The following is a 25025-nucleotide window of genomic DNA, read 5'->3' as shown; positions in this document are numbered from 1 at the left end:
GGGCTTACTTTTTTGTATTGAAGCTCTTTCCATCATGGCGGGGTAGCTCAGTTGGTTAGAGCGGCGGAATCATAATCCGCATGTCGGGGGTTCAAATCCCTCCCTCGCTACCAGACAAAATTCTTCTGAATTAGCTATAGTATTTATTCAGATTAGCCATATTTTTATTTCACAGCTATTTTGAATAAAATATAAGACAATGATTGTCACCCCTATGTAGAATGTCATCCCTGCTTACCTTAATGTCACCCCTGCTTCGGTTAGGGGTCTAGATTCCCGCCTACTCACATAAGCTTTAGTTTAAGAAAACAATAACTGAAAAACCGTCATTGCGAGCTGATGTATCCCCACGAAATTAAGCACGACAAAGCTCCGTCTTTATAATAGATGCCAGGGATTCTACCAATGGTTTTATGGCATGCAAATAATTAAATTCAATAATAAATTTCCCAAGGGTAAAATACGAATAAATCTTTTTATCTTTTACTGTCAAGTCTTCTGCAACATTAAGTAACGCATTTAAACGATTATTATGTATAAAAGGACAATGTTCTTTTATTACTTCATTTAATACTGTTTTTACATCCATAACCTACTATCTCCATCATCATTAAATAATGATGATATTCTATCAATTCTTGCTATTTTGCAACAATTTCGTGGGGATATATCAGCTCGCAATGAGGCATAGGCATCATTCCCGTCCACTATTGTCATTCTCGCGTAGGCGGGAATCTAGTACTACAGTTGTAGTTTAGATGTGAGCATTCACGATTTTTTTGTGATGAATAAAAAAACCTGATCACCAAGCGTCATTGCGAGGAGACCGTAAGGTCAACGAAGCAATCCATTTCTAATCACTTTCCTGGATTGCTTCGTCGGTCTGGCAACCTCCTCGCAATGACATCTTATACTTTAACCTTTTTTCCGTGAACACTCACATTCAATCTACAACTGTAGTACTAGGCTCCTGCCTACGTAGGGGTACCTCATAGCTAACTATACAAGTATAGCAGATTTTTATGCTCCACTAATAGCTGTTTTCATTATTTTTGTGATATTGGTTATTTTTTTATTTGTTGGGAAAGTGAGAATTTAGAGCAACCCGAATAGCATTTAGCCATAATAAATTGTCGTCATTGCGAGAAAGACCGTAGATCGATGAAGCAATGCATAAATTGTTATCCCTGCTCGATTTAGCGTCACCCCTGCGAAAGCAGGGGGCTAGATTCCCACCTACGCGGGAATGACAAGGAGTCAGGAATATATCCCGCACCAAAGCAGGGATGACACAAAACAGGATTGCTTCACCGGCTTACGCTTTCTCAGCAATTGACTATAATGCTATTCTGGTTAGCTATAGACTATAAGTCAGTAGCACCAACTAATGATTTTAAAACTTAAACCATTAGTTGATACCGCCCGGCTTTAGGTAGCTTTAGAGAGTGATATAGCTGTTTTTTATATATAATCTATAGAATGTTCAAGCTCTCCAGCTATCTTCATGATCTCCGTATCCCTCTGTGCTTCATCTGGCAAATTTAGGGCTGCTAAATATTTTTGCAATTGTGGATTGTAGGAAGCGTCACAAGATTTTAGTGATTTTATTTGTGTTTCAATAGTTGACAATAAATATTTATTGTGAGAAAGAAAATAAGCTTTCATAGAACACAGTACAGTTTCTACATAAAGAAACCCTTTTTCCATTACATTAGTGCCAAGATCTAAGAATTTTTGATCAAAATTTAGATCAACAGAATTATTATTGCTTTGTTTAGATAAGTAGTGATACGATACTATAGGCTTTCCTGAATATTTACTTAACATCTCTAGAGATTCCATATCAACATCTTTATATATCTTAGGATCCGTCGTAACAGCTTTCTTACAATCTTCTGTAGCTTCAGTATTCTTTCCTAAAGAAGAATAAATTTTAGCTCTAGCTACATAAACCTCAGCTTTCTGTTTGTTGTTGAGTGCTTGGAGTTCAGCCTGTGCTAAAGCTTTCAAAGCAAGATCGGTATCGGTATTTTCTAACCTTTGTGCTATTTCTTTTAATAACTGATAATTCTCTAGAGAAGGTGTACTTTTTAACTTATATGATTGTTCACAAGTTTCAATACTCTTGGTATAGAGTCCTTCAGCACGATAGACCTTAGCTAAGCAATCCAAAACTTTACGATCCTTAATGCTCATATATGCATTAAGGTCTATAGCCATAATTTTATCGCAAATTTCTTGAGCTTTTTTCAAGTTATTTGAAGATAAATAGCTAGAAACTAAACACACCATAGCTGGTACATCATCAGAAGTGAGGGTAACTTTATCGTAAATTTCTTCAGCTTTTTCCTGCTGATTTAAATCGAAATATCTAAGAGCCAAAAACTTCAAAATGGTGCTATCTTTAATATTTTGATCTATATTAGGATTAGTCCTAATAGCTTTATTACAAAGAACTATAGCTTGATTTTTAGGATCTTCTTCGTTTGAATTAAGCAAATCTGTTACCTCTCGTACTAGCTTTTCAGCGGCAATAGTATTGAGATTAGTATCTGTCGTTACAGTTGTAGTATCTTTTGTAGGCACAGTTGTAGTATCTGTAGTTACAGCTGTATTATTTGTCGTTGCAGCTGCAATATCTGTAGTTACAGCTGCAGTATTTGTAGTTACAGCTGTAGCATCTGTAGTTATAGTTGTAGTATCTTTTGAAGGCTCAGCTGTAGTATCTTTTGAAATATAGCTAGAAAGATTAGGGTATATATTGGATGTAGTTGTAGTATTTGTAAGCTCAGCTTTAAGCTCGGCTTTAAGCTCGGCTTTAAGCTCGGCTTTAAGCTTAGCTGTAAGCTCAGCTGTAAGCTTAGCTGTAAGCTCAGCTGTAGTATCTTGAGTATAGTTAGAAAGATCAGGGGACATTTTATTAGTATATGGAGGTGGGGCACTGGCTTGAGGGACAGTATCTTGAGTTGAAGCTAACTTAAGCTTCCGGTTAGCTTCAATTTCTGCTAAATTACGTTCGTATGCCAATTTAGCTGCATCTCTCTCTTCTGCTGTTTCGGCATTAACTGTAGCAATCTGTAATTCGTCTCCCTTTCTCTTAAGTTCTTCTTCCTTTTTCCTATATTCTTCTTCCTTTCTTTGTTTCTCTTCTAGAGCTTTTTGTGCACCCTTGCTTGCAGGCACAGCTGCAGCTGCTTTTTCAGCAGTAGGTGTGTTGTACCTTGCGGCAATGTTAGTAGCTGTTTTTGCATTTTCGTAATCATTAATTTCTTCAAACTTTTTTGATAATTCTGTTAATATATTAAACAGCCCACTATGTTTTCCAGGGGCAAATTTTCCGAGTAGTATTGACTCATACTCTGTAAAGACTTTTTCGTATGCAGCTTCTTTTGCTGCTGGATCCTTCAAAGAATTACCTTCTGCTATACAAATTTTAATGTATGTCTCAACTATTTTAGGACTGAGGGAATGAGTTTGCAAATACTTTATCTTCTCAAAAGAATCGTTATATTTCCCCTTATTAATGAGCTGTTCCACTTCTTTTATGGCATTATCTAACAAAGCTGTGTGTAGTATATTAATATTATTTTCTGTTGCTCCTTTATTTTCTGCTGTATCTTTAGGTTTAGGTGGAAGTTTAGATAATATCTGTTCTATTCCTACTATAAACTCATCTGTGCTATGGCTGTTGTTTTTTCGCATATTTGATAAGTATGTATCTAGTGATTTTTTCTCATTTGCCCGAATAGCAATAATAGCTAGAGATTTGTTTAACTCAAACAAAAATGCATTTTTCTCATTATCTGATGAAAATTGGGTAGTTTTTTGTGCAGTTTTACTTAAGTCATTATATTTCTTCAGGATTCTAGGATATTCCGATTTGTTTAGAGGGGTATTAATTATATTTATATTACCCTCATCTTGAAAAAAAGTAAGTTCGGTATTTAATAATTTTATTTTGGCTGTTAAAGAAGCTGAGTCTACACTATCATTTTGAAGGGGGGTCTCATTTTGGGTCTTAGACATAATATCCTCTCATATATTCATTATAATTATTATTTAGTAACAGACTCTTGCATAACTTATTTAATTATAAAGTAATTTTGTTGTTAAAATTAAGCAGAGAATAGTACTAAATATTTTATTAGTGGAAGTTCTTTGCCTAATTTTTTCTTCAAATTTCTTTCTCACAAATTAGCTATACTAAAGAACCTATAATTTAAATTAAGACAGATTTATACTTAATAATCAAGTAATATTAAACACTTTTTCTTAAAATATAGACAATAATTAGTAACCTTTCTGTAATTTATGATATTTTTACAAGCTCTAGAATTCTTCAACTATAGTCAATTTAGGAGAATTGGAGGCTAGGAGCTATGGAGTAACGCCTATAAGTAATAGGCAAGCATTAAGCGACAACGTCACCAATTTCTTATCAATTGACTATAAAATTTCTTAATATTTCTATAGTGTATATCAAAAATTTCTTCCACTAAGCGAAAAAGTAATTAAATTTCAATATTTTTGTGAATTGCTTAATTGTTCTTTAGAAAATAAAAAATTATAAAAAACTACAATTTTTATTGAAAATATGATAAACACTTATGTGCAGTTAATCCGATTAGCATTGTACCAAATTTACATACGCCATTGCGAGCAAACATACGTGAGCGTGGCAATCCATGTAGCTTGTTGTATGGATTGCATCAATGCTGTTAAAGTAGCTCCTCGCAATGACAATTATAGGTGTACATGTACATACGTCATTGCGAGGAAGCGTAGCTGACAAAGCAATCCACATGACAAGCTGCATGGATTGCCGCGCTCACATATGTTCGCTCGCAATGACGGCTAATGATGTTAGGTAAAAGTTATATATTTAGTAAACTTAAAGAGATTTTAAATGGCTTATATTATTGGTAATACAGGTAAATGGCAATATGTGATAGGCGTCGAGATACATGCCCAAATTTCTTCAAAATCCAAACTTTTCTCTGGTAGTTCTAACGAATTTGCCGCTCCTCCTAATTCACAAGTATCTTTGATTGATGCAGCAATGCCTGGAATGTTACCAATGTTAAATGAATATTGTGTTCATCAGGCAATTAAAACTGGTCTTGGACTTAATGCGAAAATTAATCTTAATTCAAGATTTGATCGTAAAAATTACTTTTATCCTGATCTACCGCAGGGTTATCAAATTTCCCAATTTTATCATCCAATTGTCCAAGAGGGCTATTTGGATATAGTAACTGAACAGAGAACAACCAAAAGAATTAGAATTAATCGTTTGCATTTAGAACAAGATGCTGGTAAGTCCATTCATGATCAATCAGCTCATTATAGCTTCATTGATTTAAACCGTTCTGGTGTAGGATTAATGGAGATTGTTACTGAGCCAGACCTTGATTCGCCGGAAGATGCAGCAGAATTTGTTCGTAAACTCAGGACTTTGTTGAGATATATAGGAAGTTGTGATGGTGATATGGAAAAAGGCTCATTACGTTGTGATGCTAATATTTCGGTTAGGCTTCCTGGGGCTCCACTTGGCACAAGGTGTGAGATCAAGAATATCAATTCGATTCGTAATATCATGCGAGCAATAGAGTTTGAAGCAAATAGGCAAGTAAATTTAATTGAAGATGGGCAGACAATAATACAGGAAACTAGATTATTTGATGGAGATACTGGAGAGACTAGAACGATGCGTCTAAAAGAAGAAGCTCATGATTATCGATATTTCCCTGACCCAGATTTATTGCCAATAGTTATATCTGAGGAGCTAATAGAACAATTAGCTCAAGAGCTACCAGAATTACCGGATGCAAAAATTCAAAGATATATGACAGAGTATAGTTTAAATGCTTATGATGCTGAAGTTTTGGTAATTGATGAACAGGTGGCAGGTTATTTTGAAGCAGCAGTTAGCTTATGTAATCCAAAGATACTTGCTAATTGGATTATTAGTGAGTTATTTGGTCAGCTTAATAAAAATTCCATTAGCTTAAGTGACTGTAAAATTACCCCAAAAATGCTTGCTCAAATGGTAAAGCTAATAGAAGATGGGGTGATTTCCGGCAAAATTGCCAAAGTAGTTTTTGAAACTATGTTTGAAACTGGACAAGAACCGGAAAAAATTATTGAAGAAAAAGACTTAGTGCAAATGTCAGATAGTGGTATACTATCTGCTATAATTGACGGAATATTGTTGGAAAACCCTGACTCTGTTGATTCTTATAGAAGTGGTAAAGATAAATTATTTGGTTTTTTCGTTGGACAGGTAATGAAAAAAACTGAAGGAAAGGCAAATCCTAACCTAGTGAATGTTTTATTAAAGGAGAAATTGCAATAATTAAAATATTAGGTATTGAATCAAGTTGTGATGATACTGGCGTAGCAATAGTTACCTCAGATAAAGAGATTTTATCAAATATTGTTATTTCCCAATACCAAGAGCATAAGGCTTTTCAAGGGGTGGTACCGGAAATCGCTGCTAGGTCACATTTGCAAAATTTAGAAAAAGCAGTTAGGTATGTTTTAGATGAAACTCATCTGGAACTATCTAATATAGATGGAATCGCCGCTACTTCCGGTCCTGGCTTAATAGGTGGAGTAATAGTTGGCTCAATGTTTGGCAGAATAGTTGCTAGCGTCTTAAAAAAGCCGTTTATTGCAGTTAACCATTTAGAGGGGCATTTACTTACTGCTAGATTAACTAATAAGGCGGAATACCCATATTTATTTCTATTAGTTTCAGGTGGGCATTGTCAATTTGTTGCAGTCCAAGCATTGGGTAAATATAAAATTTTAGGACGGACTATCGATGATTCGGTAGGGGAGTGCTTTGATAAAGTAGCTAAAATGCTAAATTTGCCTTTTCCTGGAGGCGTAGAAATTGAGAAAAGAGCAAAATTTGGCAATCCATCTAAGTATGTTTTACCAAAACCCATTATTCATCAAGCTGGCTGTGACATGTCGTTTTCAGGTTTAAAGACGGCAGTACGCATATTAATATCTAAATTACAGCCTATAGGTGAACAAGAAATTAATGATATAGCCGCCAGTTTTCAATATGTAGTTGGAGAAATCTTGTCAGTAAAAATGCTTAATAGCTTTAAAATGTATGAGGAATTTATCAGTAAGTCGGCATTACCACAAAAAACCTGCGTACTTGCTGGTGGAGTTGCCGCTAATGGTTATTTAAAAACTATACTTAAGCATCAAGTGGAAAAACAAGGATATGTACTTTTAGTACCACCAGCACATTTATGCACCGATAATGCGGCTATGATTGCTTATGCTGGGCTAGAACGGCTGCAAAATAATCTTACTAACTCACTCGATTTCTGCCCTAGAGCAAAATGGAGCTTAGAGGATTTATAGCTAACCTAATTAGTGTTAAGCCAAATTCAGAGAGCATTGCGAGGAGTCGCTTTAGTGGCATTGAGGCAATGCTGTTTTGTGTCATCCCTGCGAAGGTTATCATCCCACAACTGTTGAAAGTTAGAAGAGGAAGAGGTTTTAGACCGAATAGTTTAAAAGTCGTATGTGGTCAACGTCTATTAGCGAGAAAGACCGCAGGTCGACGAAGCAATCCATAAAAGTAACCAAAGATGGATTGCCACGACCTACTTGCGTGGTCTCGCAATGACAGAAAACCTATCTAAAACCCGCTTTACCTTCTAACTTTCAACAGTTGTGGTTATCATCCCCACGTCTAATTTGTCATTCCAGCTTCGGTGCGGAATCTATAATACCTCAGGCTTTTTGGGCATTTCACTCGATAATTAAGTTTTTTGCAGATTTGAATAAAATATAGGACAATGGTTGTCATTCCTGCGAAAGTAGGTATCTAAAAATACCCTGAGGTATTATAGATTCCGCACCAAAGCGGGAATGATGGTATGGACGAGTGAAGCGAAATATGCTTTACTTGTACGGAGTCAGCTGAAAAATAGTTTTCAGCTGCTCCAAATTAAATAATAATTTAATTAATAGGTCCATACCATGATAAATAATAGCATAAAAAATACTATAATAGGAATAGATTTAGCAAAAAATAGTATGCACTTGGTGCAAGTCGATCAAAATGGCAAAAAAATAGGTTACCAAAAAGTTACAAGAGATGAGTTAATAGCCTATTTAAGCAATCTCGATAAAAGTTCATTGGTAGCTATGGAAGCATGTGGAGGAGCTAATTATTGGTCACAGGAAATTGCTAAGCTTGGTTTGCAAGTCAAACTAATGAAAACAAAAGATGTAAAAGTTTATGCTACATCGAAACAGAAAAATGATTATAACGATGCGTTAGCAATATGCAAAGCGGCTCGTGATCCAGAATTAAAAACTGTGCTACTAAAAAGCAAGGAGGAACAAGATATAAAATTCTTGCATAAAATTAGAAGTAATACGATCAGAGATCGTGTGCAAAAAACTAATTCTACAATATCAAGTTTATGTGAATATGGCTATAATACAAAATTAAGTAAAAATAAATTTTGCAAATCATGTAGGCTGGAGGTAGAGTTAGCGTATAGTAAAGGTTATATAAATTCTGGGATAAGGTCAATTTTACTTTTAGAATGTAAAGAAATTGAGGATTTATGTAACAAAGAAAAAACTTTAGAAAAGCTGATTATCAGCAATAATAAGCAAAGTGAGAAAGCTACTAGGTTGCAGACAATTTTTGGCATTGGAGCAATCAATGCTAGTTGTTTGAGTGTAGCCCCAATAGAAAGTTATCCAACCCCGAGGGATTTTGCTGCTTCGCTTGGTTTGGTACCAAAGCAACATAGCTCAGGAGATAAGATAGTTTTAGGAGGGATTACCAAACAAGGAGATAGATATGCCAGAACTATGTTGATTCAAGCCGCAAGGACAATAGCAATAAGAGCAAAAAGTGATAAGGAATCAAAAGATAAACTAGTGCAGTGGGCAGTGAAGAAATTTGCTGAAAATAAATCATATAATATTATATGTGTTGGTTTAGCAAATAAGTTAGCAAGGATTGCTTATGCAGTAGTCACCAATGGTAGCGAATATGTTGCAAATTAGTTTAGTTGGAAAAAAAGAAGAAACTATGTCAACTAAATAAAAATTGGTAATTGATAAATATTGTGAGTAAAGAATAGTAACAATAAAGAGAACGAAAGTTAAAGAGTTAATGAATAAGTATTCTGAATAAAATCCGTAATTATGTCGAGGCTCTAGAAGCCGTGGGAATGAGAGGTCACTCAAGGATATTTATAAGAATGCAGAAACCATTATGGCACTCGATGCCGAATATATGACCGCTTCCTTTGTGGCTCTATTTTTTTATTTTCTTTGTTGACAAATTCACTCGTCCATATATGACAAATTTGGCATTTAAAGATAGATGTTGTAACTCGGATACATTCAAGTTTCCTTCAAGCAACCTACTATTTATAAGCTCTACAAAAAACTTGATTATCGAGTTATATTAATTTAAACCCATTTTGCGTAAGCTAAAGTACCAATTCCTCCAGATTCACCACTACCAATACCAGAAACATAAAAAGTTCCAGTACCAGCAAACCACGTATCAGCAGCATTACTATGATAAAGATTAACATGGGCGGCACCAAATGGAGCAGCAAAAAAACCACATTCAAACCGAATAGCATTATGTTGATTCAGTAAAGACGTAATATCAATACTAGAGTTTAACCAAGCTTGACCACCAGCGGTACCAACATTGAGTCCACCTCCTGGTGCCGTATAATTCAAATAGTCACCGTCACTGTTCTGATAATCATAAAAAGATAAACTAACAGAAGTGTATCCAGCCCCAGCCAAGATAAAATGAACGTGATAAGAAAAATTAGCATCCCCTTTAACTAACTTTAAATCATCATCATAACCAGGATATTTTGGATAATCCAACTGAGCTAAGCTCTTTTTGTCACTATTAGCAGGATTGGAATAAAGAAGTTTAGCATTTCTGTGGGCATTAAGCCGTGCAATAGCTTGCATTTGGGCTGTTGTCCAGTTTGTATCTTTTGACATAATTGCTCCTAATAAAAAGCGTTGAGTAAAATTTTAAGACATATCTCTATTAAAGTAAATCATATTAATTTTTATATAGTCATGAACTCTCCCTAGTTGATAATCAAAAACTTGTCCATGTCTTTGAGGTTTTTTATATTTTCTATTGGCATAAATCAAATAATCCATAAGATTTTTAACAATACTATTATCATCCTCTAGGGAAAACTATATACTAAAGGCAGCGAAACTGCGTAGAATAACCAACTCCTGCAAATTCACCATCAAGCGTAAGATAGAGTACCAACTCCTCCAATTTCACCCCAACCAGTAGTAGTAACAAAAAAAGTTCCAGTACCAGCAAACCACGTATCAGCAGCATCAGTATGATAAAGATTAACATGGGCAGCACCAGCTCCAAGACCACCAAAACCACATTCAAACCGAATAGCATTAGATTGATCCACTAAAGATGTAATATCAATATCAGAGTTTAACCAAGTGTGACCAGCAGCACCACCAACTATATTACCTCCACCTCCTCCAGCATAGCTGAAAGCCTTACCATTAGCAGTGAAAGTTAAGTGAATTCCAGCGGCCCAAAAGCCACCTGCGACAAAATCAATGGAATAAGAAAAACTAGCATCCCCTTTAACTAACTTTAAATCATCATCATAACCAGGATATTTTGGATAATCCAACTGAGCTAAGCTCTTTTTGTCACTATTAGCAGGATTGGAATAAAGAAGTTTAGCATTTCTGTGGGCATTAAGCCGTGCAATAGCTTGCATTTGGGCTGTTGTCCAGTTTGTATTTTTTGACATAATTGCTCCTAATAAAAAGCGTTGAGTAAATAAATTTAAGATATATTCATATTAAAGTCAATCATTCTTTAAAAAAAGTTAATAATTGTTATTAAATCAGTAATTATTGCTTTGCGATCGGTAAGGTTTGAGTTCATTTTCCTAATCAGTTCGATTAATCTCAGCTTGCTTCAATAATTTATCAACTTTATCAGCATTATCAAATCCGTGATCATAATGAAAACGAATTTCTGGTGAATATTTTAAATTAATTTTAGCAGTTATAAAATTTCTTATAGCATATTTCGAATTATTTAAAGATTCAGTAAGTTGTATTTTATTAAAAACCGTATTGAACGGTAAAAAGTAACAATCTGCTACTTTTAAATCAGCCGTAACTAAGACTTTGGTAATAGTTACTGGACAATTAATCAACCGTTCATCTAACATTTTACCACGTCTTAGTACTTCCACTAATGCTGCATTTATTAATGATGCAACTTTTTTTTGTCTTGAAGATTTTTCTCTATCAGAAACTTTTTGCATTTACAATAATTGTTTTTTTTCTTCAATAATTTCAAAAACTTCTACAATATCAAATTGTTCGATATTTTCATAATTTTCAAAAGCGATACCACATTCAAAGCCCTCATGAACTTCTTTGACATCATCTTTAAAACGTTTGAGAGTTTTAAGTTTTCCCTCGTGAATAACGATATTGTCTCGTAATAAGCGAGCCCTAGCACCTCTTTTAATAGTACCTTTAGTAACATAACTCCCAGCAATTTTTCCAACTTTCGAGACAGTGAATATTTGCCTGATCTCGACTGTACCAATATATTGCTCACGAATAATTGGTGAAAGCATACCGCTGAGTATTGATTTAACATCGTCTAGTAAATTATAAATAAGAGAGTAGTATCTAATATCCACTTTTTCTTTTTCAGCCATAGCAAAAGCGTTATTATTAGCTCTAACATTAAAGCCAATAATAATAGCATTGGATGCTTTAGCTAAGGTAACATCTGACTCCAATATTCCACCTACTGCATGGTGTAAAATTCTTACACGAACTTCATCATTTGGTAGCTTTAATAGGCTAGTAACAATTGCTTCAATCGAACCTTGTACATCACCTTTAACAATTATTGGTAACTCTTTTATCATACCAGCACTGCCAGAAGCTTTTAGGAACAATTCTTCTAAGCTTGATCTTTGAGTAACAGAAATTTTCTTTTCTTTTGCCAATCGTTCACGATATTCTATAATATCCCGAGCCTGTTTTTCATTCTGTACTACATTAAACTGATCTCCTGCACGCGGAGCTTCATTTAAACCATAAATCTCTACTGGTAAACTTGGTTCTGCCTCGGTAATATCCACTCCCTTATCATTATTCATTCTCTTAATTTTACCGTATTTTGTTCCGGCAACTACTATATCTCCATTTCTTAGAGTACCACGTTGTACCAATATAGTAGCCACAGCTCCTTTACCTTTATCAACTTTTGCTTCTATAACTACACCAGCAGTGAGTCCGCTAAAGTTAGCCTTAAGATCCTGCATTTCTGCCACTAATAATATAGCATCTTCTAACTTATCTAAATTAGTTTTCTTCAAAGCAGAAACCGGTACAATTATAATATCGCCACCTAATTCTTCACTAACTAAATCGTACATTAACAGATCATTTTTAATTCGGTCAAGATTAATATCCGGCTTATCGATCTTATTTATTGCAACAATTATCGGGACATTTGCTGCTTTAGCATGATTAATTGCTTCAATCGTTTGCGGCTTGATTCCATCATCTGCTGCAACTACTATAACTACTATATCAGTTACCTTAGCACCTCTAGTCCTCATCTCTGAAAACGCTTCATGCCCTGGAGTATCAATGAAAGTAATAGCCCTACCATCAGGCAATGTTATCCGATAAGCACCAATATGTTGGGTGATGCCACCTGCCTCTTGACTTGCCAAATCAGTTGATTTTAAAGCGTCAAGTAACGAAGTTTTACCGTGATCGACATGTCCCATAATCGTTACAATAGGAGCTCTATGTTTTAAATCTTCTTCTTTATCAGCTTCACTAATCAATATATTCTCAACATCAGATTCTTGTACCCTTTTTACTGTATGCCCTAAGGTCGTAGCAATAAGTTCAGCTGTATCTGTATCGATTGTTTGGCTGGTCGTAGCAATGATGCCAAGCTTCATCAATTCTTTTATAACATCGGTTGCCCGCTCAGACATTCTATTGGCTAGATCTCCGACAGAAATGGCTTCAGGAATGATAACTTCTCTATACACTTTGTCGGGTGTTTGTTGATAAGCTTTACGTTTTTCTTTTTCCCTTGCTCTTCTTATTGAGGCAAGGCTTCTAGTCTTACCGGCATTATCACTTCCGTCTGCATCAAGCATATTGAAAATATCTGCCTTTTTTAATTTTTTAGGCTCCTCAATTTTAACCTTTGGTACTACTATTTTATTATCGCCAGCTTTATCTGTTGAAGAAATATCTTCAAGTGCAACACCAAAATGGCTCTGAGAACCAATCACTGGTGATCTAACAAATGGCTTAGATGGGTTTTTATCTTGTACAGATGGAGTTGCTAACGTAGGAAGTACCTCAGAATCCTTTTCAATATTTTGTGACTCATTTTGCGGAGTTTGGGAATGAATATTTTCTGGCTGGATATTTTCTATAGTATCTTCTAAATCGTCTTGTGACTTAGATTGATTGATACTTGCCAGTTTACTAAGAGTACTAATCTTAGTATCAATAATCTTAGATTTTGCATCTTCTGCTGCTTTTTTTAAAATAGTTAGCCGTCTATTAAATTCCTCCCCAGCAGCAGATTCTCCACTCTGAGCAGTAGAACTATTAGACCAAAGTTTGTTAAAAGATAAAGCACCAGTTGCAGTGCTACTCTTCCTGACTTCTACAATGGTTTTTGCAGAACTAACAAAGCCCCTAGTAACATTAGTAGGTTGAGAGGGCTTGTTAAGTGAGAGTTTTGAACCACCAAGTGTTAATTTCTTTGGTTTAGGTTCTTGGTCATACGTCATAAATATTAAACCTTTAAATAGCAATTATATATGCTAAAGTTTTGTAAATAGTTTTGCTATCTGAATAATCATCAGATATAGTCAATTGAGGAGAAGTTGGTAACGTCGTCGCTCAATGCTCGCCTATTACTTATAGGCGTCGCTCCATCGTTCCTGCTACCCAATTCCCCTGAATTGACTATATACCTTAATTCTGAATTAGCTAATCTTGTTGCTAATGCTTTACTGGTAGTATTTTAATTATATCAATAAAATCCTTAACACTAATACTTAATATTAAATTATTTGCAAAATTATTCATAATATAGTCAATTGAGGAGAAGTTGGTGACGTCGTCGCTCAATGCTCGCCTATTACTTATAGGCATCGCTCCATCGTTCCTAGCGCCAAATTCTCCTGAATTAACTATAGCAAAAATGTGTCGTTCTTACTTCGTACAGAACTTTATATCCGCCTACGCGGGAATGACAATTTATGGATTGCTTCATCGACCTATGGTCTCCTCGCAATGACGACTAAAGCTTACGCACTTCTCACAATTACATCTTTTGGGTAAAAGCACCTCTGTCATTGCGAGCCACCGTAGGTGGCGTGGCAATCCATTTCTAATCACTTTTCTGGATTACTTTGTCGACCTAAGATATTCTCGCAATAACGGTTTCTCAATTAGACCTCTTGCATAACCTAATCTAATTGGTAATTTTGTTGTCAAAACTCGTCTCCGTTCCTCGCGTACATCTTAGTACGCTGCGGTACTCGACTTCGTTTTTCCTAAAAATTCCTCAATTATCTTTAGGTTATGCAAGAGGTCTATTATTGTTTTCTTAAATTGACTCTTATGCGGTCTTACTCGCAATAACGCTGTTGGATATAATTTCCCAACTTCAAACAACTTGCTCATTATCAGCAATACGAGCCGTACGAATTAGTAATTCGATATCGTTATCTGCCATATTAGAATTAGGAACTAATGATTTAAACTCATTAACTGTTAATTCTCCCAAATCTTCTATAGTTTTTATACCATATTCAGCTAATTTTAATATAAATTCCGGTTGTAAATCCAATATATCAATTAATTCTTGTTCAACACCTAGATTCTCAAGCTTAATAATAATTTTTTCATTCTTAGCATTTACATAATTTATTGATCGTTCAATGATCTCAGCTGCTAATTCTTCTTCAAATCCTTCAATATTCATTAAAGTTTCAATTTTACTAGAAGCTAACTGTTCTAAAGAAGTAAAACCTTGAGCAGATAATAGTTGGGCTATAACTTCTTCAACATCCAATGATTCCATAAATAACTCGGTAGCAGAACGAAACTCATCACTTCTTCGTTTAGATTCTTGATCTTCGGTCATTATATTAATATTCCAGCCAGTAAGCTTAGATGCTAGACGAACATTTTGACCTCTTCTACCGATTGCCAGACTCAAATTATCTTGAGATACGACTACGTCAACCATATTCTTATCTTCATCGATGACGATTTTTGCAATTTCTGCAGGAGCCAGTGCATTCATAATAAATTGGGCAATATTCTTGCTCCATAATATTACATCTACCTTTTCACCATTAAGCTCATTAGTAATAGCCCTAATCCTATTACCTTTAATTCCTACACATGAACCTATAGGATCAATGCTGGAGTCAGAAGCGAAGACTGCAACTTTTGCCTTTGACCCAGGATCACGGGCTATAGCTCGCAACTCAATTACATTATCATAAATCTCTTGAATCTCTAATTCAAGTAATTTTATTAGCATTTGGTCATCGCTTCTAGATAGAAAAATTAGCGGACCTTTAGACACTAATCTTACATCTTGTACATAAGCTTTAATACGGTCATTAACCTTAAAATTTTCTCCTCTAATTAGCTGATCCTTTTTAATTATTGCCTCAGCACGACCAAGGTCAACTATAATATTATTAAACTCTATTCTCTTAACAATGCCGTTTAAAATCTCACCTTTCTTATCTTTGAAATCTTCATATTGTTTTTCTCTTTCCGTTTCACTAACACGTTGTATTATTATCTGCTTAGCTGTTTGAGCTGCAACACGTCCAAGATCAATAGGTGGTAAGAGTTCATAAATCTCATCGCCAATTTTAGCATCATCTTTCTTTTCGATAGCATCATTTAAAGAAATTTGAGTAAAATGATCCTCTACATTATCTACTACATTCAGGACTCTAAAAAGACTAATATTACCATTCTTTCGGTTAATTTCAGCTTTTATATTATGTTCATTGCCATATTTTTTACGTCCTGCAGCCTGTACAGCCTGTTCCATTGCCGAAAGTAAAGCTTCTTTAGGAAGGTTCTTTTCTCTAGCTACAGATTCTATAATCTGTAAAATTTCTATGTTACCAATATTGACCATAATGTCACTGCCTTTTAAGATTTTTTATTCATTAAATTTTTGAACATTTCATCTGTTAATACCAAAGAAGCCTTTTTTATCATATCAAATGAAAATACTATATCTTTACCGTTACTATTCAGATAAACTTTATTATTTTCAGCTTTAATTATCTTTCCCTGATATCGAGTTTGACCATTTAGTAATTCTTTTAATTTTATGGTAGCTTCTCTACCGATAAATCTAGTATAATCTTCAAATTTTATTAATGGGCGTTCGATACCTGCTGAACAAATTTCTAAAAAATATTTATCACTAATTATATCTTCAACATCTAAGAGTGCCGAGATATTTCTACTAACATTACGACAATCTATTATATTTACCTTATTGCCATCTAATCTATCTATTAATACTTCAAGTACTTTATGGCTTGAACCCTTTAAAGTTACTTTTACTAAATCAAAACCAAGGTCTTTTAAGTTATCCTGGATAGCATTAATAATTTGTTGCTCTATAGTTTTCATTACAAAATAAAAATATTTAAAGGCGTTAATAAAAAAGGTGGGTTAACCCCACCTTTGCTCTTCACAACAATCAACTTATTCATATAAATACAATATTTTTGTGATATTAGCAACAATTAAAAACTCACCTTACGTATGGCATTTAAAAGTCATATAGAAAATAGCTTAGCGTCATTGCGAGAAGCTACTTTAAGTAGCGACGAAGCAATCTAAAAAAACTATTAAATGGATTGCTTCGGAGGTTTACACCATAACTGTTGAAAGTTAGAAGAGGAAGCGGTTTTTAGATAGGTTTTCTGTCATTGCGAGACCACGTAGTGGTCGTGGCAATCCATCTTTGGTTACTTTTATGGATTGCTTCGTCGACCTGCGGTCTTTCTCGCTAATAGACGTTGACCACATACGACTTTTAAACTATCCGGTCTAAAACCGCTTCCTCTTCTAACTTTCAACAGTTGTAAGGTTTACACCTCCTCGCAATGACAGCACGATGGATGCTTATTCGGCATTAATTCAGGTTAATTGACTATATGCGTAAAGTGAGTTAAAAATTATCATTAGACCTCTTGCATAACCTAAAGATAATTGAGGAATTTTTAGGAAAAACGAAGTCGGGTACCGCAACGTACTAAGATGTACGTGAGGAACGGAGACGAGTTTTGACAACAAAATTACCAATTAGATTAGGTTATGCAAGAGGTCTAATGATAATGGTAATTTTGCCATGATAAGCTAGTATATTTAGGTAGCGATTGCAATTATTTGCAAGTTATTAGTTACATAAGGATTTATCTTATGCTATAATTCAATAATAAGAAAATAGGTCTGTACTTTAAGTATAACGACAAATGCAAATATAGAATTGAAATTTAGGTGTTACAATGAAGAAATTAATAATGTTACTGTGTTTTTCTTGTTTTTCAAGCATAGCATTTGCTAGTGGTTGCACTACTCCAGCTGATGCTGCTGCTTCAGATACGGAAATAAAATTAGAAGGTTTTTTTGGTTTCCAATCTGGTTATAGAAATCAAGGAAAATTGTCAGGAACAAGTAAAAATATTACTGATAATAGGAAAAATCTTGCATTTTATACGGAAGCTGCTTTTATGGCTACTGCCAAACAAGAATTGAATGATGTGACAGTTGGAGCCAAAATAGTTTTACTAACAACCACTAAACCAAAACTTTCTGCAGCTTATAATGGTTCTCATATTTTCTTAGAAACAGACTATGGTAAAGTAGAGTTAGGGACTCCTCATGATGCTAGTTCTAACATGGGTGTTGGTCCAGGTTCAATTGTGGCGGGGGCTGGTGGTTGGTCTAAGTTTGCCGTATTAAATGATGACAATATGAAGTATCAAGGTCAGCTACCAGATTTTATTACTTTTCCTGATACTTTTCAGATAAGTTCATACTCCAATAGTTTTGATGATATAAGCAAAGGAACTGAGGCATCTAGAAAAATTTCTTACTATACCCCGGAAATGAAAGGTTTTCAATTTGGTATTTCTTATATTCCTGATTCAGCAAATACTGGTGGTAATCGTAGTCTAAAAAACTTAGACGATAAGGGTTTGAGTAAATTAGGGGTTGGGGTAACTAAAGTAGATTTACAAGGCGTAAATGGTGCCAAAGGCAATCAGATAATTGTAAATCAGAATGTCAAAGATGCGATCTCTGCTGGGATATCCTATAAATATGAAATTATAGATGATGTATCAGTACAGGTGGCTGTTACAGGAGAGTATGCTAAACCAGCCGATAAGATTATAGTGTTAGATCCAGATAGCAATGTATTATCTAGAAATAAGCTATCAAATCTAACTGCTTACAATTTAGGGGCAGTCTTTACTTATGGTAATATTTCTTGTGCAGCTTCTTATGGTAGTTTAGGTAAAAGTTTGACTTCAAAAATTTATCATAAAGTTGGTCGTAACACACAATATTATAATGGAGCAATTGCTTATGGGCAGGGTCCTATGAAAACAAGTGTTTCTTATTTTAGATCGTTGAAATATAAAAATACTGTCGATTCAGTAAGTGTTGGTACTCAATATTTAGTAACACCAGGGTTATTGCCTTATGCTGAAATATCTTATTTCCAAGCTAAAGGTCGACCAGTTTATTTTGTTGAAGCTCCTAAGAAAAAGACTAGAGGTACTGTTGCTCTTATTGGTGCAAGGCTTAAATTCTAGTTTTGTCCTTAAGATCATTAACATATACTTGCAGTAAAACTGCAAGTATATGTCACCATCCTCTTTGCTTAAGATATATATTGAATAGCTATCTGACAGTCAAAAATTAACTAACAAAATGAGACAAGGAAGATTTTTATAAAATCTTCAATCTTAAATGCTCAAATTCTACAGAAATATATCTAAAATAAGCAAATAATGTTGTGCCTAAAAATCTGTAACCCTTATAAATTAAGGCTTACAGGACTCTTTGTTAATAAAAACTGCGGAAATCGGAATGAAGCAATCCAATAAGTGTGGATTGCCGCGACCACTATGTGGTCTCGCAATGACAGATAACGTCACTGCGAGGAGACCGTAAGGTCGACGAAGCAATCCAGAAAAGTGATTAGAAAGGATTGCCACGCTACCTATGGTGGCTTGCTAATATAGTCAATTCAGGGGAATTGGGTAGCAGGAACGATGGAGCGACGCCTATAAATAATAGGCGAGCATTGAGCTACGACGTCACCAACTTCCCATCAATTGACTATAGACGACTTTTCTACTTTATTTCCTTAAACTAACGCTTATGTGTCTATGTGGGCATGGCAATTAGAATTTCGGGCAAAAATTAGTTGTGCTTACTATTATATTTACTATAATAAATTCTTTAGAAAGCTTTGTAGCTAATCCGAATAAGTTTTAGATATCCCATCATTGCGAGGAGGCGTGAGCCGACGAAGCAATCCAAACATTGATTAAAAATGGATTGCCACGATCACTACGTGGTCTTGCAATGACGAAGATGTTATCTAGAACATTAAAGGGTTAGATTTATCTTAAAGGGCAGATATTACGTAAATTAAGGAGGGTTATGTATAGAATTAACTTTATTATTATAATCTTATCTTTCATACTTACAGGTTGTCTTCCAGCTATTTTTACTGCAGCCACTAGTTCTACTATCGCTGCTGCAAAAGATCAGTCCATTACTGAAACAATTGATGACGTAAAAATATCGGCAAAGATCAAAGCTTCTTTTATAAAAAATAGTTTCAGGGAATTATATACTAAGATTAAGGTTGAGGTAGAACAGGGTAGGGTGCTACTGACTGGAATCATAGATAAAAAAGAAGATGCATTAAAAGCTGTAGAACTTGTCTGGGATATAACAGGAGTTAGTGAAGTTATTAATGAACTGATAATAGATAAAAAAAGTGATCATTTTGACTTAGTGCAATACACTAAAGATGCTATGATTACTAGTCAGATTAAAGCTCGGCTTTTTATTAAGAGAGATATAAAGTGGGTAAATTACACCATTATTACAGTTAATAATATAGTATATATATTTGGTATAGCAAGGTCTGAAGAAGAGCTAGAAATGGTCACTTCTATTGCTTCTCAGATTAATGGAGTGGAAAGAGTAATCTGTCACGTTAAAATGAAGGAAACTAAAAAGATTAATAATGAACATGATATAAATGAAAATGAAGTTTAGATATATTCTTTTGTTGATAGTTTGTTGTATGGGGCTTAGTTCTTGTTCTACTTCATCAAAGACTAGCGTATATAAAAAATTATCTCAGGAAGATCCTAAAAATACTCATTACAAGGGACATTATAAGATAGGCAAAAAATATACTATCAAAGGTAAAACTTATCAGCCTAAGGAAGATGTTAATTGTGATCAAATAGGTATGGCATCTTGGTATGGTTTCAAGGATAATACTCATGGGAAAAAAACAGCCAATGGTGATATCTATAATAAACATATGCTAAGTGCAGCTCATCGTAGTTTACCGATGCCTAGTTTGGTCAAAGTTACTAACTTAAGTAATAATAAGTCCCTGATTGTGATGGTTAATGATCGTGGACCTTTTAAAAAGAACCGTATTATAGATGTTTCAGAAAAATCTGCTGAGATTTTAGGATTTAAAAGACGTGGTATAACAAAGGTTAGAGTGCAATATATGCCTAAAGATACTAAAGAATTTTTGCATAATATTGCTTTAAGACCTAAGGAAAATTGTATCGCCCAAAGAAAAGTAGCCAATCCTAAATGTAGCGTTAATTGTCATATAAAATTAGTAAATCTAAAACATAAATTGACAGTTAATCCTTGATTTACTGTCATTCCTGTGTAGGATGTCATTCCTACTTGACTTAGTGTTACCCCTGCGAAAGCAGGGGTCTAAGATTCCCGCCTACGTGGGAATGACAAAAAAGTTAGGATAACGTTTTTTAGGGGATGGCATAAAGTTTGTAAATAGTTGAGAATATAGAGGAGTCATAGATGATTGTTCCTGGGAAATATAAACTAAATAGTACTCAATATCTCGAATCTTATAAAAAGATATTGTTGCTTAGAAGATTTGAAGAAAAATGTGGACAATTATACGGTATGGGTCTAATAGGTGGGTTTTGTCACTTATATATTGGACAAGAAGCGATAATTACTGGTATAGATTTAGTAAAACAGGCTGGTGATAATACTATTACCAGTTATAGGGATCATGCTCATATTATTTCAGCCGGGACTGAAGCAAAATATGTGTTAGCAGAGCTAATGGGTAAGGAAACTGGTTGCTCGAAAGGCAAGGGTGGTTCAATGCATATGTTTGACGTACAAAACAAATTTTACGGTGGACATGGCATTGTAGGAGCCCAGGTGCCGATAGGTACTGGTCTGGCTTTTGCTGAAAAATATCGAAATACTGATAATGTGTGTTTTACCTTTTTAGGAGATGGGGCAGTTAATCAGGGGCAAGTATATGAAGCTTTTAATATAGCGGCATTATGGCATTTACCGATAATTTATATTATTGAAAATAATCAATATTCAATGGGTACCTCAGTAGCCCGTTCGACCTTTATGACTGACCTTTACAAAAAAGGGGAGTCGTGTGGTATTACCGGCTTTAAAGTAAATGCTATGTCATTAGAATTGGTTTATGATTATGCTCGGCAAGCTGCAGAGTTTACAAGAAATGGTGGCGGACCAATAATATTAGAAATGGATTGTTATCGTTATCGAGGACACTCAATGTCTGATCCAGCTAAATATCGTAGTAAGGAAGAAGTTGATATCTATAAAGAACAAGACCCCTTATCGCGAGTGAAGGATATAATCCTGGATAACAAATATGCTAGTGAGCAGCAGTTGAAAGAAATTGACAAAGAGGTCAAAGATATTATTGCAGAAGCAGTTGAGTTTTCAGAAAGCTCAGCCTTACCGGATGAGAAAGAACTATATACTAATATTTATGTTGTGAATGAGTAGGAAGATGTTACAAATAACAGTACGGGAAGCTTTGCGTCAGGCAATGCAGGAAGAAATGTTGAAGGATGATAGCATCTTTATTATGGGAGAGGAAGTTGCCGAGTATCAAGGAGCATATAAGGTAACCCAAGGATTGTTAGAGCAATTCGGGGCAAAAAGAGTAATTGATACACCAATAACAGAACATGGCTTTGCTGGGGTGGCTATTGGTGCAGCTTTTTCGGGGTTGCGTCCAATTGTTGAATTTATGACATTTAATTTTGCTATGCAAGCAATGGATCAAATAGTTAATTCTGCAGCTAAGACTCATTATATGTCTGGTGGAATTATTAAATGTCCAATAGTATTTCGTGGACCAAATGGAGCAGCAAGTCGAGTTGCTGCACAACATAGTCAAAATTATACAGCTTGTTATAGTCATATTCCGGGGTTAAAAGTAGTAGCTCCCTATAGTGCAGAAGATCACAAAGGGTTGTTAATGACGGCTATTCGTGATGATGGTCCAGTGATTTTTCTAGAGAATGAAATTCTCTATGGGCATAGTTTTGAAGTTCCAGAAATAATCGAGCCTATTCCTTTTGGGCAAGCTAAGAAACTTATTGAAGGTGATGATGCTACCATAGTAACATTTTCCTTGCAAGTTAAGTTGGCTTTAGATGCGGCAAATAGTTTGCAGGATAATGGCATTAACTGTGAGGTGATTGACCTTAGAACGATCAAGCCTTTGGATATAGAAACTATATTACAATCAGTCAAAAAGACTAACCGATTGGTTATTATAGAAGAAGGTTGGTTTTTTGCCGGGGTTGGGGCAACTATAGCTAGCATGGTGATGAGTCAGGCATTTGATTATCTAGATGCTCCCATAGAAATTATCTCGGGTAAGGATGTTCCTCTACCATATGCTGTTAATTTAGAGAAATTAGCCTTACCAACTATCGAAGATGTTATTAGTGCTGTGAAGAAAGTGTGTTATAGTTAAGAGGAGTAATTATAGCACCATTTGTTGCTTTTCTGGATTGCTTCGTTGGCTTCCGCCCCCTCGCAATGACGTTTGGGTTGTATATACGTCATTGCGAGACCATGTAATGGTCGAAGCAATCTTATTTTTAATTATTTTCCTGGATTGCTTCGTCGGCTTATGCCTTCTTCTAATAGACAGCATGATGGGTGCTTACTCGGCTATAGATATAGCTTTTACTCGATAATCAAGTTTTTTTGTAGATTTGAATAAAATATAGAATAATGGTTGTCATCCTTACGAAGGCAGGGATCTAAAAATGCCATGAGATATTATAGATTCCGCACCGAAGCGGGAATGACAATTTACTTCTACTATTTATAAGCTCTGCAAAAAACTTGATTATCGAGTTTTAAGCTATATCAACTTAGAAATAGTTTTTCCACCAATAATATGGAAGTGAAAATGAAACACACTTTGTCCGGATATCACACCTTTATTGGTAATTAAACGGTAGCCATCTTGCTCTAAACCTACTAGAGATGCAATATAAGATAGTTTGGTAAAATAATCTTTAATTTCATCACCAGAAGCTTTGAGGATAAAGTCGCTATAGTCAATATACTCTTTTTTCGGTATAACTATTACATGTACCGGAGCTACAGGATTTATATCTTTAAACGCTATTAGATTCTCATCTTCATATATTATTTCTGCTGGCAGATACTTGCCAATAATTTTTGCAAAAACATTATTTTTGTCATACATATTCATTATACTCTAATTCTTATTACCTACATTAAGTGTTTTAAAAATTTTAATTCAGCTTCTATCTCAGATTTTGCTAATATTATTTCTGTTAGTCGGTATTTTTTTTGTTTCAAATCATATTCTCTCATGTCAGCAGCAAAAAAACCAAATATTAACATAATAGCTATTCGACTGGCAAAGGTAAGATAAGTAAAACCTAAGCTTGATATAGCTACACTTATTATTAAAGTAATTATTAGTGCTAACCACATTCTGTGATATAATGCCCAAAATATATTAAAAAATGCAGCAAATAACGAAAAACCCTGTTTGATAATAATAAAATCATTATCTTTTTTTTGAGGATTAACATATATTGAATAAATATTCATAGGAGAGTCTTGTAATTATGATACTGAATGATTACTTAAACATCATAATAATAAACAAACAACTAAACATCAATAGCTAAACATCAATATTTAGAAGATTATTTATGTCAGACAACTCATTACACGGGACTACTATACTGTGCTTAAGAAAAGGCGGAGAAGTCGTGATTACCGCTGATGGTCAGGTTTCCCTTGGTAATACAATTTTAAAATCGACAGCCAAAAAATTAAGAACTATGTTCAATAATAGTATTATTGCAGGCTTTGCTGGCTCTACTGCCGATGCTTTAACTTTATTTGAAAAACTAGAATTAAAGCTAGAAAAACATTCATACCAGTTACTGAGAAGTGCAGTAGAATTGGCAAAAGAGTGGCGTAGCGATAAATATTTACGTAAACTTGAAGCAATGATGATTGTTGCAGATAAAAAAAATATATTAATTCTAACTGGTAATGGTGATGTAGTTGAACCTGACGGGGATGCTGCTGCCATTGGTTCTGGTGGATTATATGCCCTGGCAAGTGCTAGGGGATTAATGTCTTTTGATAATAACCTAACTGCAGAAGAGATTGCTTTAAAATCAATGCATATTGCAGCTGACATTTGTGTTTTCTCTAATCATAACATTATTTTAGAAAAAGTTATATGAGTACTAGTATTAAGAAAAAATCCGCGGGAACTCCTG

Annotated in this window: 22 protein-coding genes and 1 tRNA gene; 11 read left to right on the top strand and 12 right to left on the bottom strand. The window is 34.7% G+C overall.

Annotation, left to right across the window (positions count from 1 at the left end):
- Positions 1-36: 36 nt before the first annotated feature.
- Positions 37-113, top strand: a tRNA-Met gene (locus tag ACQH1V_RS00540).
- A gap of 242 nt (positions 114-355) precedes the next feature.
- On the opposite strand, the gene ACQH1V_RS00535 is transcribed toward ACQH1V_RS00540, so the two are convergent.
- Entirely contained in the window at positions 356-589 is a 234-nt protein-coding gene (locus ACQH1V_RS00535) for a hypothetical protein (protein WP_425360472.1), read from the bottom strand.
- 872 nt (positions 590-1461) lie between these two features.
- Positions 1462-4026: a tetratricopeptide repeat protein gene (locus tag ACQH1V_RS00530; protein WP_425360471.1), complete on the bottom strand. Its 2565-nt coding sequence runs from the start codon at positions 4024-4026 to the stop codon at positions 1462-1464.
- Positions 4027-4906: 880 nt separating this feature from the next.
- Here ACQH1V_RS00530 and gatB point away from each other — a divergent pair.
- From gatB to ACQH1V_RS00515, 3 genes are all read left to right on the top strand, one after another.
- Complete coding sequence (gene gatB / locus ACQH1V_RS00525; RefSeq protein WP_341748743.1) at positions 4907-6355, top strand: Asp-tRNA(Asn)/Glu-tRNA(Gln) amidotransferase subunit GatB; 1449 nt, start codon at positions 4907-4909, stop codon at positions 6353-6355.
- Positions 6352-7386 carry a tRNA (adenosine(37)-N6)-threonylcarbamoyltransferase complex transferase subunit TsaD gene (tsaD, locus tag ACQH1V_RS00520; RefSeq protein WP_425360917.1) on the top strand — a complete coding sequence of 345 codons (1035 nt, stop codon included), beginning with the start codon at positions 6352-6354 and terminating at the stop codon, positions 7384-7386. Before gatB ends, tsaD begins: the two co-directional genes overlap by 4 nt.
- Before the next feature lie 624 nt (positions 7387-8010).
- Positions 8011-9057: an IS110 family transposase gene (locus ACQH1V_RS00515; RefSeq protein WP_425360470.1), complete on the top strand. Its 1047-nt coding sequence runs from the start codon at positions 8011-8013 to the stop codon at positions 9055-9057.
- A gap of 411 nt (positions 9058-9468) precedes the next feature.
- On the opposite strand, the gene ACQH1V_RS00510 is transcribed toward ACQH1V_RS00515, so the two are convergent.
- The 8 genes from ACQH1V_RS00510 to rimP all read right to left on the bottom strand — a co-directional run bounded on the left by ACQH1V_RS00510 (position 9469) and on the right by rimP (position 16776).
- Positions 9469-10029 carry a hypothetical protein gene (locus ACQH1V_RS00510; RefSeq protein WP_425360469.1) on the bottom strand — a complete coding sequence of 187 codons (561 nt, stop codon included), beginning with the start codon at positions 10027-10029 and terminating at the stop codon, positions 9469-9471.
- 263 nt (positions 10030-10292) lie between these two features.
- The gene (locus tag ACQH1V_RS00505) at positions 10293-10832 is read right to left on the bottom strand and encodes a hypothetical protein (protein ID WP_425360468.1); all 540 of its coding nucleotides are present in this window, start codon (positions 10830-10832) and stop codon (positions 10293-10295) included.
- A 141-nt stretch (positions 10833-10973) separates the two neighbouring features.
- Complete coding sequence (gene rbfA, locus ACQH1V_RS00500; protein WP_341748746.1) at positions 10974-11357, bottom strand: 30S ribosome-binding factor RbfA; 384 nt, start codon at positions 11355-11357, stop codon at positions 10974-10976.
- The gene (gene infB / locus ACQH1V_RS00495; RefSeq protein WP_425360467.1) at positions 11358-13883 is read right to left on the bottom strand and encodes a translation initiation factor IF-2; all 2526 of its coding nucleotides are present in this window, start codon (positions 13881-13883) and stop codon (positions 11358-11360) included.
- 71 nt (positions 13884-13954) lie between these two features.
- A complete protein-coding gene (locus tag ACQH1V_RS00490) occupies positions 13955-14047 on the bottom strand; it encodes a palindromic element RPE2 domain-containing protein (protein ID WP_410520897.1) in 93 nt (30 codons plus the stop codon).
- A 50-nt stretch (positions 14048-14097) separates the two neighbouring features.
- Positions 14098-14250, bottom strand: a complete 153-nt coding sequence (locus tag ACQH1V_RS00485) for a hypothetical protein (RefSeq protein ID WP_425360466.1) — start codon at positions 14248-14250, stop codon at positions 14098-14100.
- A gap of 517 nt (positions 14251-14767) precedes the next feature.
- On the bottom strand, positions 14768-16270 hold the full coding sequence (gene nusA / locus ACQH1V_RS00480; RefSeq protein WP_425360465.1) for a transcription termination factor NusA: 1503 nt from the start codon (positions 16268-16270) through the stop codon (positions 14768-14770).
- Between the two features lie 14 nt (positions 16271-16284).
- Entirely contained in the window at positions 16285-16776 is a 492-nt protein-coding gene (gene rimP, locus ACQH1V_RS00475) for a ribosome maturation factor RimP (protein ID WP_094648682.1), read from the bottom strand.
- A gap of 881 nt (positions 16777-17657) precedes the next feature.
- Here rimP and ACQH1V_RS00470 point away from each other — a divergent pair.
- The 6 genes from ACQH1V_RS00470 to ACQH1V_RS00445 all read left to right on the top strand — a co-directional run bounded on the left by ACQH1V_RS00470 (position 17658) and on the right by ACQH1V_RS00445 (position 23218).
- Complete coding sequence (locus tag ACQH1V_RS00470) at positions 17658-18971, top strand: porin (protein WP_425360464.1); 1314 nt, start codon at positions 17658-17660, stop codon at positions 18969-18971.
- Positions 18972-19369: 398 nt separating this feature from the next.
- On the top strand, positions 19370-19537 hold the full coding sequence (locus ACQH1V_RS00465; RefSeq protein WP_425360463.1) for a palindromic element RPE2 domain-containing protein: 168 nt from the start codon (positions 19370-19372) through the stop codon (positions 19535-19537).
- 290 nt (positions 19538-19827) lie between these two features.
- Positions 19828-20454 carry a BON domain-containing protein gene (locus ACQH1V_RS00460; RefSeq protein WP_425360462.1) on the top strand — a complete coding sequence of 209 codons (627 nt, stop codon included), beginning with the start codon at positions 19828-19830 and terminating at the stop codon, positions 20452-20454.
- A 28-nt stretch (positions 20455-20482) separates the two neighbouring features.
- Positions 20483-21079, top strand: a complete 597-nt coding sequence (locus ACQH1V_RS00455) for a septal ring lytic transglycosylase RlpA family protein (RefSeq protein ID WP_425360461.1) — start codon at positions 20483-20485, stop codon at positions 21077-21079.
- Between the two features lie 170 nt (positions 21080-21249).
- Positions 21250-22236: a pyruvate dehydrogenase (acetyl-transferring) E1 component subunit alpha gene (pdhA, locus tag ACQH1V_RS00450; protein WP_425360460.1), complete on the top strand. Its 987-nt coding sequence runs from the start codon at positions 21250-21252 to the stop codon at positions 22234-22236.
- Positions 22237-22240: 4 nt separating this feature from the next.
- Positions 22241-23218, top strand: a complete 978-nt coding sequence (locus tag ACQH1V_RS00445; RefSeq protein ID WP_094648688.1) for a pyruvate dehydrogenase complex E1 component subunit beta — start codon at positions 22241-22243, stop codon at positions 23216-23218.
- Positions 23219-23614: 396 nt separating this feature from the next.
- Here the strand turns inward: ACQH1V_RS00445 and ACQH1V_RS00440 are convergent, their stop codons facing one another.
- Together ACQH1V_RS00440 and ACQH1V_RS00435 are read right to left on the bottom strand one after the other, a co-directional pair.
- Positions 23615-23965 (bottom strand): HIT domain-containing protein, encoded by a 351-nt coding sequence (locus ACQH1V_RS00440; RefSeq protein ID WP_425360459.1) that lies wholly within the window; start codon positions 23963-23965, stop codon positions 23615-23617.
- A gap of 26 nt (positions 23966-23991) precedes the next feature.
- Positions 23992-24339, bottom strand: coding sequence for a DUF2628 domain-containing protein (locus ACQH1V_RS00435; RefSeq protein WP_341748752.1), 348 nt, complete (start codon positions 24337-24339; stop codon positions 23992-23994).
- 104 nt (positions 24340-24443) lie between these two features.
- Between ACQH1V_RS00435 and hslV the strand changes: the two genes are divergently transcribed.
- Positions 24444-24989: an ATP-dependent protease subunit HslV gene (gene hslV / locus ACQH1V_RS00430; RefSeq protein WP_094648690.1), complete on the top strand. Its 546-nt coding sequence runs from the start codon at positions 24444-24446 to the stop codon at positions 24987-24989.
- The last annotated feature ends 36 nt before the right edge of the window (positions 24990-25025 follow it).

It is taken from the genome of Candidatus Tisiphia endosymbiont of Ceraclea dissimilis (assembly GCF_964030735.1).
Classification (GTDB): domain Bacteria; phylum Pseudomonadota; class Alphaproteobacteria; order Rickettsiales; family Rickettsiaceae; genus Tisiphia.
The sequence above is the reverse complement of the archived record's forward strand: the minus strand, read 5'-3'. Positions and strand labels throughout refer to the sequence as shown.

Bases quoted from the DNA above. Each gene is read 5' to 3' on its own strand.
- ACQH1V_RS00535 (WP_425360472.1), bottom strand. From the start codon at position 589: ATGGATGTAAAAACAGTATTAAATGAAGTAATAAAAGAACATTGTCCT.
- ACQH1V_RS00530 (WP_425360471.1), bottom strand. From the start codon at position 4,026: ATGTCTAAGACCCAAAATGAGACCCCCCTTCAAAATGATAGTGTAGAC.
- gatB (WP_341748743.1), top strand. From the start codon at position 4,907: ATGGCTTATATTATTGGTAATACAGGTAAATGGCAATATGTGATAGGC.
- ACQH1V_RS00515 (WP_425360470.1), top strand. From the start codon at position 8,011: ATGATAAATAATAGCATAAAAAATACTATAATAGGAATAGATTTAGCA.
- ACQH1V_RS00510 (WP_425360469.1), bottom strand. From the start codon at position 10,029: ATGTCAAAAGATACAAACTGGACAACAGCCCAAATGCAAGCTATTGCA.
- ACQH1V_RS00505 (WP_425360468.1), bottom strand. From the start codon at position 10,832: ATGTCAAAAAATACAAACTGGACAACAGCCCAAATGCAAGCTATTGCA.
- rbfA (WP_341748746.1), bottom strand. From the start codon at position 11,357: ATGCAAAAAGTTTCTGATAGAGAAAAATCTTCAAGACAAAAAAAAGTT.
- infB (WP_425360467.1), bottom strand. From the start codon at position 13,883: ATGACGTATGACCAAGAACCTAAACCAAAGAAATTAACACTTGGTGGT.
- ACQH1V_RS00485 (WP_425360466.1), bottom strand. From the start codon at position 14,250: ATGCCTATAAGTAATAGGCGAGCATTGAGCGACGACGTCACCAACTTC.
- nusA (WP_425360465.1), bottom strand. From the start codon at position 16,270: ATGGTCAATATTGGTAACATAGAAATTTTACAGATTATAGAATCTGTA.
- rimP (WP_094648682.1), bottom strand. From the start codon at position 16,776: ATGAAAACTATAGAGCAACAAATTATTAATGCTATCCAGGATAACTTA.
- ACQH1V_RS00470 (WP_425360464.1), top strand. From the start codon at position 17,658: ATGAAGAAATTAATAATGTTACTGTGTTTTTCTTGTTTTTCAAGCATA.
- ACQH1V_RS00460 (WP_425360462.1), top strand. From the start codon at position 19,828: ATGTATAGAATTAACTTTATTATTATAATCTTATCTTTCATACTTACA.
- ACQH1V_RS00455 (WP_425360461.1), top strand. From the start codon at position 20,483: ATGGGGCTTAGTTCTTGTTCTACTTCATCAAAGACTAGCGTATATAAA.
- pdhA (WP_425360460.1), top strand. From the start codon at position 21,250: ATGATTGTTCCTGGGAAATATAAACTAAATAGTACTCAATATCTCGAA.
- ACQH1V_RS00445 (WP_094648688.1), top strand. From the start codon at position 22,241: ATGTTACAAATAACAGTACGGGAAGCTTTGCGTCAGGCAATGCAGGAA.
- ACQH1V_RS00440 (WP_425360459.1), bottom strand. From the start codon at position 23,965: ATGTATGACAAAAATAATGTTTTTGCAAAAATTATTGGCAAGTATCTG.
- ACQH1V_RS00435 (WP_341748752.1), bottom strand. From the start codon at position 24,339: ATGAATATTTATTCAATATATGTTAATCCTCAAAAAAAAGATAATGAT.
- hslV (WP_094648690.1), top strand. From the start codon at position 24,444: ATGTCAGACAACTCATTACACGGGACTACTATACTGTGCTTAAGAAAA.